This window comes from Streptomyces sp. NPDC000151, assembly GCF_040301705.1.
Lineage (GTDB): Bacteria > Actinomycetota > Actinomycetes > Streptomycetales > Streptomycetaceae > Streptomyces.
In genome coordinates this window covers 1-6,905 of sequence record NZ_JBEPFC010000232.1, presented here as the reverse complement: position 1 = coordinate 6,905, position 6,905 = coordinate 1, and the positions used below count along the sequence as shown (strand labels likewise).

The following is a 6,905-nucleotide window of genomic DNA, read 5'->3' as shown; positions in this document are numbered from 1 at the left end:
GTCCGCGCGGCGCGCCCCTGCGGGCCGGCCGCCGACAGGTCGGGCGTGGCCGCGGCGCCGGGCTCCGGGGGCTCCGTACCGCCCCCGAGATGCTCGGCGGCCAGCCGGATCAGCTCGGCGCCGCCGTCGGCCTTGACCCGCGCCTCGAAGGAATGGCCGCGCGCGATCGCGAACTGGGACTGACCGAAGGGCGCCGGCGAGCCGAGGGCCCGGGCGAGCGCGGCCTTGTCCACGCCCGCGCCGTCCAGCAGCGCGCGGCGCCGGCAGCCGGGGTTGGCGGACAGCGCGGCGAGCGCCCTGGCGTCCAGCGGGCGGGGCGGTACGCCGGGGCCGCGCAGCTCAGCCAGGCGCGCGCGCAGCCCCGTCGCCGGCCGCGGCCGCGCCTCGCGCGCCGCCGCCGGCTCGGGCCGACTGTCGCGGAAAACGTTCACCTGCGGAAGTCTCGCATCCACCACCGACATTCGCGTGAAGACCAGGCGCACCACCGCTCGCACGGGAGGCGATCACGCCACGCGCGGCCGCCGCGAGCCGGAGCGCCGGGCGGGCCAGGAGGAGGCCCAGGACCATGACGACGCAGCCGGCGAGCGTGTCGAGGAAGTAGTGGTTGGCGGTGCCCATCACGACGACGGTGATGAGCAGCGGATAGGCCAGGCCCACCGCCCTGGTGAGCCGCGAGCCGCCGTACAGCCACAGCGCGACGCCGCACCACAGTGCCCAGCCGACGTGCAGGCTGGGCATCGCCGCGTACTGGTTGGTCAGCCCGCCCAGCCCCCGGGGCGCACTCGCCTCGCCGCCCCACCAGCCGTACGAGGCGTACTCCGCCATCGTGTCGGTGAAGCCGTGCACCGCCGTCAGCAACCGGGGCGGGGCGGTGGGCAGCAGCGTGAAGCCGACCAGCCCGATCAAGGTGGAGAGCAGCAGCCAGGTGCGCAGGAGGCGGTACCGGCCCGGGTGCCGGCGCCACAGCCATACGAGGATCGCGGGCGTGACCAGATAGTGCAGCGCCGCGTACACGAAGGCGGCGGGTATGCCGAGTGCGGGCGTGCCGGAGAAGAGGCGGTTCAGCGGGCGCTCGACAGCGAGGTGCAGGAACCGCTCGGCGTCCAGCAGCTTCTCGCCGTGCCCGGTGGCGGCGCCCACGTCGCCCCTGGCCAGCAGCCGGCCGGCGGAGTAGGCCGCGTAGACGAGCGCGAGCAGCGGCAGCTCGGCCCACCAGTGCGGCGGCCGGGTGCCGCGTGCTGCGGGGATGTGCGGTGCGGCGTGCACCCGGAACGTACTCACCGTGTCCAGCCTTCGTGTCCGTCTCGCTGTCAGCAGCGATCAACTGTACGCCGTATGGTTCTGTCGACTGTACGTCGTATGGCTACGGGGCCTGTGGGGCGTACGGGACAGGTGCGCGATGATGGACCGGACGGAACGAGACGTACTGCCGCCGGCCCCGTACGGCGGCACGAACGAGCAAGGCCGGCGGCGAGCGGGTTCGCGCCGGTGAGAGGTAATCCCATGGCACCGCGCATCCTGCTGGCCCGGCACGGGCAGACGGAGTGGTCCCTGTCCGGCAAGCACACCGGGCGCACGGACATCCCGCTCCTCGACGAGGGCCGGCGCGGCGCCAAGCTGCTCGGCGAGCGGCTGCACCGCGCGCCCTGGAACGGGCTCCCGGACGTGGACGTGCGCACCAGCCCCCTGATCCGCGCCAAGGAGACCTGCGAGCTGGCCGGCTTCGGGGACCGCGCGGCGGACTGGGACGCGCTCATGGAGGTCGACTACGGCGCGTACGAGGGCCTGACGCCCGCCGAGATCAAGGCGGACCGGCCCGACTGGCTCATCTGGCGGGACGGCGTCCCCGAGGGCGAGACGCTCGCCGAGGTGACGCGGCGGGTGGACGGCGTCATCGAGGAGGTGCGCTCGGGCGGCCGCGACGTGCTCGTCTTCGCGCACGGCCACATCCTGCGGTCGCTGTGCGCCCGCTGGCTCGGCGAGGACATCTCCTTCGGCGCCCGTATCCGCCTCGACCCGACCTCCCTGTCGGTGCTCGGCTGGGCCTACGGCGCCCCGGCCATCGAACGCTGGAACGACACGGGCCACCTCGGCTGACGACGGCCGGACCGGAGGCGGGCGGCCGCACCTCAGGGGCCGTCGAGCGCTCAGGCCGGCCGTGCCACCGCCGCGTGCCGGTCCAGGAAGGCGGCGACGCCCGCGGCACTGCGCTGCCGGCGGAGCGTCCTGGCCGTGCCGGCCAGCATCGTACGGATGCGGGCCGAGCCGACCTCGTCCAGCAGGTCCAGGGCGCGGAGCCCGGCGGCGGCCGCCTCGTCGGGCGCGCCGCTGCCCGCCAGATCGCCCGCCAGCTCCGCCGTGAACAGCGCGATGTTGCGCGTGAAGTGCGGGTCCTGGAGCGCCACGGCGCGGCGCGCGTGCTCCGCCGCGCGCCCCCGTTCCCCCAGTGCCGACCAGCACTGCGCCTCCAGACCCGCGAGTTCGGCGTCCCCGTAGAAGGACATCCACTCCGGGTCGGCGTCCGACGGCCCGTGGGCGAAGAGCCGGTGCGCCCGCAGCAGCGCCTCCTCGCAGCCCGCCCGGTCGCCGAGGCCCGCCCAGCCGCCCGCCTCGCGCAGCGCCAGCAAGGAGAGCAGGCGACGCGAGGAGAGGTGCTTCGCGGCGTGCTGGGCGGCCTGCGCCGCGCGTACCGCCTCGCGCGGCCGGCCCGCGTCCCGGGCGAGGAACGCGGTGTTGCAGAACGCGTGCGCCTCCAGGGCCGGGTCGCCCGCGACCCGTGCGGTGGCCAGCGCCTCCGCGTAGTGCGAGCGGGCGTCCCCGAAGCGGCCCGAGTCGTGGGCCAGCCAGCCCACGGAGATGGCCAGTTCACCGGCGCCCGCGTGCAGCCGGTCGGCGACCGACTGGCGGTGTGTCCCGGCGTCCAGGAGCTCGTAGGCGGCGCGCAGCGGCTGGGCCGCGCGCTGGTAGATGCCCTCGGCGCCGTGCCGGTCGTCCAGCAGCCGGATGCGGCGCACCGCGTCCTCCACGGCCGCCGCCTCGGCTCCTCCCGCACGTCTCCCGCCGCCCGTGAGGGGCGGTACGGACTCTGCGGACCCGAAGGGCGCCAGGCCGGCGATCCCCAGGGCGGCGGCCGGGCCGCCGGTCATGAACGCGCGACGCAGCACGTCGCTCTCCTCGTAGCTCTGAATGGATGTGTCGCGGTGGTCGTGCGGTGCCGGGAGCGCGGCGCCCGCGTGCGCCCGCGCCCCCCGTCCGCGTACCGTCTCGCGCGGCGCGAACCCCATGTCGGCCGGTGTGAGGCCGGGGAACATGTGCCGGAACACCCGCTCGTAGGCGTAGTTGGGGCACCGGATCTCCCCGGCCTCGACGCGCCCCACGTAGCGCGCGTCGCACGAGACCTGCTCGCCGATCTCACGGGCGGCCCGGCGCACGGCAGCCGCGAACTCGCCGGGTGACAACCGGCCGCGCAACTGCCGGAAGGCGGTGTTCGGGCGGGCCGGCAGGTCGCGGGCCGACGCTGCTGGACCTGTGGGCGACGTCATGGCGGACCCTCTCCATGCCATCCGTGCGGCGATGCCGCACCCTGGGCGGCGCGGCGGGACGACGGTACCGTCCGTGACACCCTCGATACGGAGAGTTTGTTTACAAAAGGGATATCTCACCCGGCATCCGCCATGAAGTGCCATCCTTTACAGCGTCCTGACGCCGTTGCTGTTGACGCGCTTTCGCGTTGCATCAGGTGTAGGAGCGGCGCGTCAGGAGGAGGGGTTTCCGTGCTGGAGGCCGGCGTGGGCAAGGGTGTCGTCGAATCCGCTTCGGGTGTGCCGGGCATCACCGGGACCGCCGAGCCGCCCGGCGACCTCGACCTTGTCACGGTGCCGGCCCGGCAAGGCCTGGAGGCGGTGGACATTCTCCGGCTGCGCGACGGCGTCGGCCCGGTCCTGCACGACGACGCCTGCGACACCCTCGGCTTTCTGGTGCCCCCGGGCACGGCCGACGGCTGGGACCTGCCCGGCAGCGCCTGTACGCAGACGTACGGCGGCGGGCGGGGGAGCGGCGTGCGCGGCGCGGACGAGCCGCCGGTCGCCGGCACGGGGTGGCTGGTCCCCCCGGAGGGCGCCTTCGCCGCGGCGACCGACCCCGCGGTGCTGCGCGCCGCGCTCGGCGAGGCGGCCCGCACGATCGAGGCCGTCGACCGCTGCCGCTGAGGGCCGGTGTCCGAACGGCCGCCCCGCGCCCGGGCCGGAGCCGCTGAGCGGCCCCCGCGGCCCGCGGCCCGCCCGGTCCCGTCGGGGATACTGGCCGGATGGCGAAGAACAGGCGGGCGCGTGCGGCGCGGGAGCCGGTGACGGCGGAGGTGACCGGTGGCCGCGCCGAGCTGCGGCCCGACCGGGACCGGCCGCGCGGCTGGACGCTGCTGATCGACGGCGCCCCGCAGTCCCATGTGGACCTGGACGACCCGGCGTACCTCGACTTCTCCTACCAGCGGCGGCTCGGCCACATCGCCGACCTCGCGGGCCCGCCCGGCAAGCCGCTGCGCGTGCTGCACCTCGGGGGCGGCGCGCTCACCCTGGCGCGTTACGTCGCGGCGACCCGCCCGCGCTCCACCCAGCAGGTCGTGGAGATCGACGCGCCGCTCGTGCAGTTCGTCCGCGAGCAGCTGCCACTGGAGACCGGGGCGCGCGTCAAGGTACGCGGCGGCGACGCCCGCGCCGGGCTCGCCAAGGTCCCGGACGGCTGGGCCGACCTGATCATCGCCGACGTGTTCGGCGGCGCCCGTACGCCCGCGCACCTGACCAGTACGGAATTCGTCAGCGAGGCGGCGCGGGCGCTGGCGCCCGGCGGCTGGTACGCGGCCAACCTCGCGGACGGCCCGCCGCTGGCCTTCGTACGCGCCCAGATCGCCACCGTGGGCGCGGTCTTCGGCGAGCTGTGCCTGACCGCCGCGCCCCCGGTGCTGCGCGGCAAGCGCTTCGGGAACGCCGTACTGCTCGCCGCCGACGGCCCGCTGCCGGTCGCCGAGCTGACCCGGCGGGCCGCGACCGACCCGGAGACCGGGCGCGTCGAACACGGGCGCGCACTGCGGGACTTCGCCGGGGGAGCCGTGCCGGTCACGGACGCCACCGCCGTCGCCTCGCCCGCGCCGCCGCCGGGCACCTTCGACTGAGGCCCCTCCAGGGACCTTCGACCGAGGCCGCACCCGTGTGCCCCACCCCTGCTTCGGGCTACCGCGCGTGGTTGTCCGTCGTGACCGTCGGCGGGTGGCCGTTCCACGTACAGATCACCGACGTGCGGTCGTTGCCGCGGGTGAAGTCGACGCGGAGCCAGCCGTCCTGCTTCCACACCTGCATCTGCCAGCCGGGCCCCGGCGTGGCCGAGACCAGCTCGGCGTACGTCTCCCGCAGGTCCAGGACGACCCGGCCGCCGTCGGTGCGGTAGCCCCTGACCGTGCCCGCGTCCGTGCCCGGCGCGGTGGATCCGGGGGCGGCGGAGGAGCGGTCCGGTGCCGGGCTGTGCGGCGGCGAGGACGGCGCCTCCTGGGGCCGGCCGGTGGTCCGGCTCGGGGAGGGGGCGGGGGACGGCGTGCCGGAGGGCTTGGGGCGGTGGGTGGAGGACGCGCGGGGTGTGGCGCTGCTCGCGGAACCGGGCTGCGCGCCGGGCGCGTTGTCGGAGATCGGGAGCGCGCGCGGCGGGTCGTACGCCGTACCGGAGACGACCGTGTGCACGCCGAACCACGACAGCGTGACCGCGGCGCCCGTCGCCAGCGTCCAGGCAGCAGCGTGAACCAGTCCTCGTCGCACCCGGTTCATACTGCACCACCCCGGGCGCCGCGCACGACGCTCCGCCGCAGGGCCGTACGAAACGGACGACGATCGTCAATGGCCGGTCAAGAACCGCACCCGAATGGCGTACGGTGCCGCCCATGGCTCGTGTGCTCGTGGTCGAGGACGACCAGTTCGTCCGCTCGGCTCTCATCCGGCATCTGTCCGACGCCGCACACACCGTGCGCAGCGTCGGCACCGCCCTGGAGGCGCTGCGCGAGGTGGCCCAGGTCGGCTTCGACGTGGTCGTACTGGACCTCGGGCTGCCCGACCTGGACGGCCGCGAGGCGCTGAAGATGCTGCGCGGGATCACCGACGTCCCCGTGATCGTCGCCACAGCCCGCGACGACGAGGCCGAGATCGTCCGGCTGCTCAACGACGGCGCCGACGACTACCTCACCAAGCCGTTCTCCGTGGAGCACCTGTCCGCCCGGATGGCCGCCGTACTGCGCCGCGCCCGCAACCAGGGGCCGGGCGGCGGGCCGCCGCCCTCCCGGGTACTCCAGGTCGGCGGCCTGTCCATCGACCCGCTGCGCCGCCAGGCCGAGCTGGACGGGACCGTGCTGGACCTGACCCGCCGCGAGTTCGACCTGCTGGCGTTCCTGGCCGGGCGCCCCGGCGTGGTCGTGGCCCGCAAGGAGCTGCTGGCCGAGGTGTGGCAGCAGTCCTACGGCGACGACCAGACCATCGACGTCCACCTGTCCTGGCTGCGCCGCAAACTGGGTGAGACCGCCGCCAGCCCCCACTACCTGCACACGCTGCGCGGCGTCGGCGTGAAGCTGGAGCCCCCGCAGGAAGTACCCCGGCAGGCCGGGCCCCGGCCGTGAGATGGGCGCTGGTCAAGGTCGCGCTCGCGGTCACGGCCATGGTGGTGATCGCGTTCGCCGTCCCGCTCGGCATGGTCGTCAAGGAGCTGGCCCGGGACCGCGCGTTCGCCAACGCCGAGCGGCAGGCCGCCGCGATCGGCCCGGTACTCGCCATCACCACCGACCGCACCGCGCTGACCCGCGCGGTCGCCAGCGCCGAGACCGGTCCCGGCGGCCAGCTCGGCGTCCACGTACCGCCGACGGGCCGGGGCGGCGC

7 protein-coding genes and 2 pseudogenes are annotated in these 6,905 nt (G+C 75.4%); 5 read left to right on the top strand and 4 right to left on the bottom strand.

Annotated features, from left to right (window positions below; genetic code table 11):
• Positions 1-431, bottom strand: a pseudogene (locus ABT381_RS34345) (hypothetical protein); the annotation flags it as partial.
• Complete coding sequence (locus ABT381_RS34340; RefSeq protein WP_467754337.1) at positions 340-1,281, bottom strand: phosphatase PAP2 family protein; 942 nt, start codon at positions 1,279-1,281, stop codon at positions 340-342. The gene ABT381_RS34340 and the pseudogene ABT381_RS34345, both read right to left, overlap by 92 nt.
• A gap of 222 nt (positions 1,282-1,503) precedes the next feature.
• On the opposite strand from ABT381_RS34340, the gene ABT381_RS34335 reads away from it, so the two are divergent.
• On the top strand, positions 1,504-2,097 hold the full coding sequence (locus ABT381_RS34335; protein ID WP_351601546.1) for a histidine phosphatase family protein: 594 nt from the start codon (positions 1,504-1,506) through the stop codon (positions 2,095-2,097).
• A 50-nt stretch (positions 2,098-2,147) separates the two neighbouring features.
• On the opposite strand, the gene ABT381_RS34330 is transcribed toward ABT381_RS34335, so the two are convergent.
• Positions 2,148-3,542: an NsdA family TPR-like regulatory protein gene (locus ABT381_RS34330; protein ID WP_351601544.1), complete on the bottom strand. Its 1,395-nt coding sequence runs from the start codon at positions 3,540-3,542 to the stop codon at positions 2,148-2,150.
• 231 nt (positions 3,543-3,773) lie between these two features.
• Here ABT381_RS34330 and ABT381_RS34325 point away from each other — a divergent pair, with 231 nt between their 5' ends.
• Together ABT381_RS34325 and ABT381_RS34320 are read left to right on the top strand one after the other, a co-directional pair.
• Positions 3,774-4,208: a hypothetical protein gene (locus tag ABT381_RS34325; protein ID WP_351601541.1), complete on the top strand. Its 435-nt coding sequence runs from the start codon at positions 3,774-3,776 to the stop codon at positions 4,206-4,208.
• 98 nt (positions 4,209-4,306) lie between these two features.
• Complete coding sequence (locus tag ABT381_RS34320) at positions 4,307-5,167, top strand: spermidine synthase (protein WP_351601538.1); 861 nt, start codon at positions 4,307-4,309, stop codon at positions 5,165-5,167.
• Positions 5,168-5,225: 58 nt separating this feature from the next.
• Here the strand turns inward: ABT381_RS34320 and ABT381_RS34315 are convergent, their stop codons facing one another.
• Entirely contained in the window at positions 5,226-5,801 is a 576-nt protein-coding gene (locus ABT381_RS34315; RefSeq protein ID WP_351601535.1) for a hypothetical protein, read from the bottom strand.
• A 122-nt stretch (positions 5,802-5,923) separates the two neighbouring features.
• On the opposite strand from ABT381_RS34315, the gene ABT381_RS34310 reads away from it, so the two are divergent.
• Both ABT381_RS34310 and ABT381_RS34305 read left to right on the top strand, forming a co-directional pair.
• The gene (locus ABT381_RS34310; RefSeq protein ID WP_351601532.1) at positions 5,924-6,649 is read left to right on the top strand and encodes a response regulator transcription factor; all 726 of its coding nucleotides are present in this window, start codon (positions 5,924-5,926) and stop codon (positions 6,647-6,649) included.
• A pseudogene (locus tag ABT381_RS34305) lies at positions 6,646-6,905 on the top strand (two-component sensor histidine kinase); the annotation flags it as partial. The gene ABT381_RS34310 and the pseudogene ABT381_RS34305, both read left to right, overlap by 4 nt.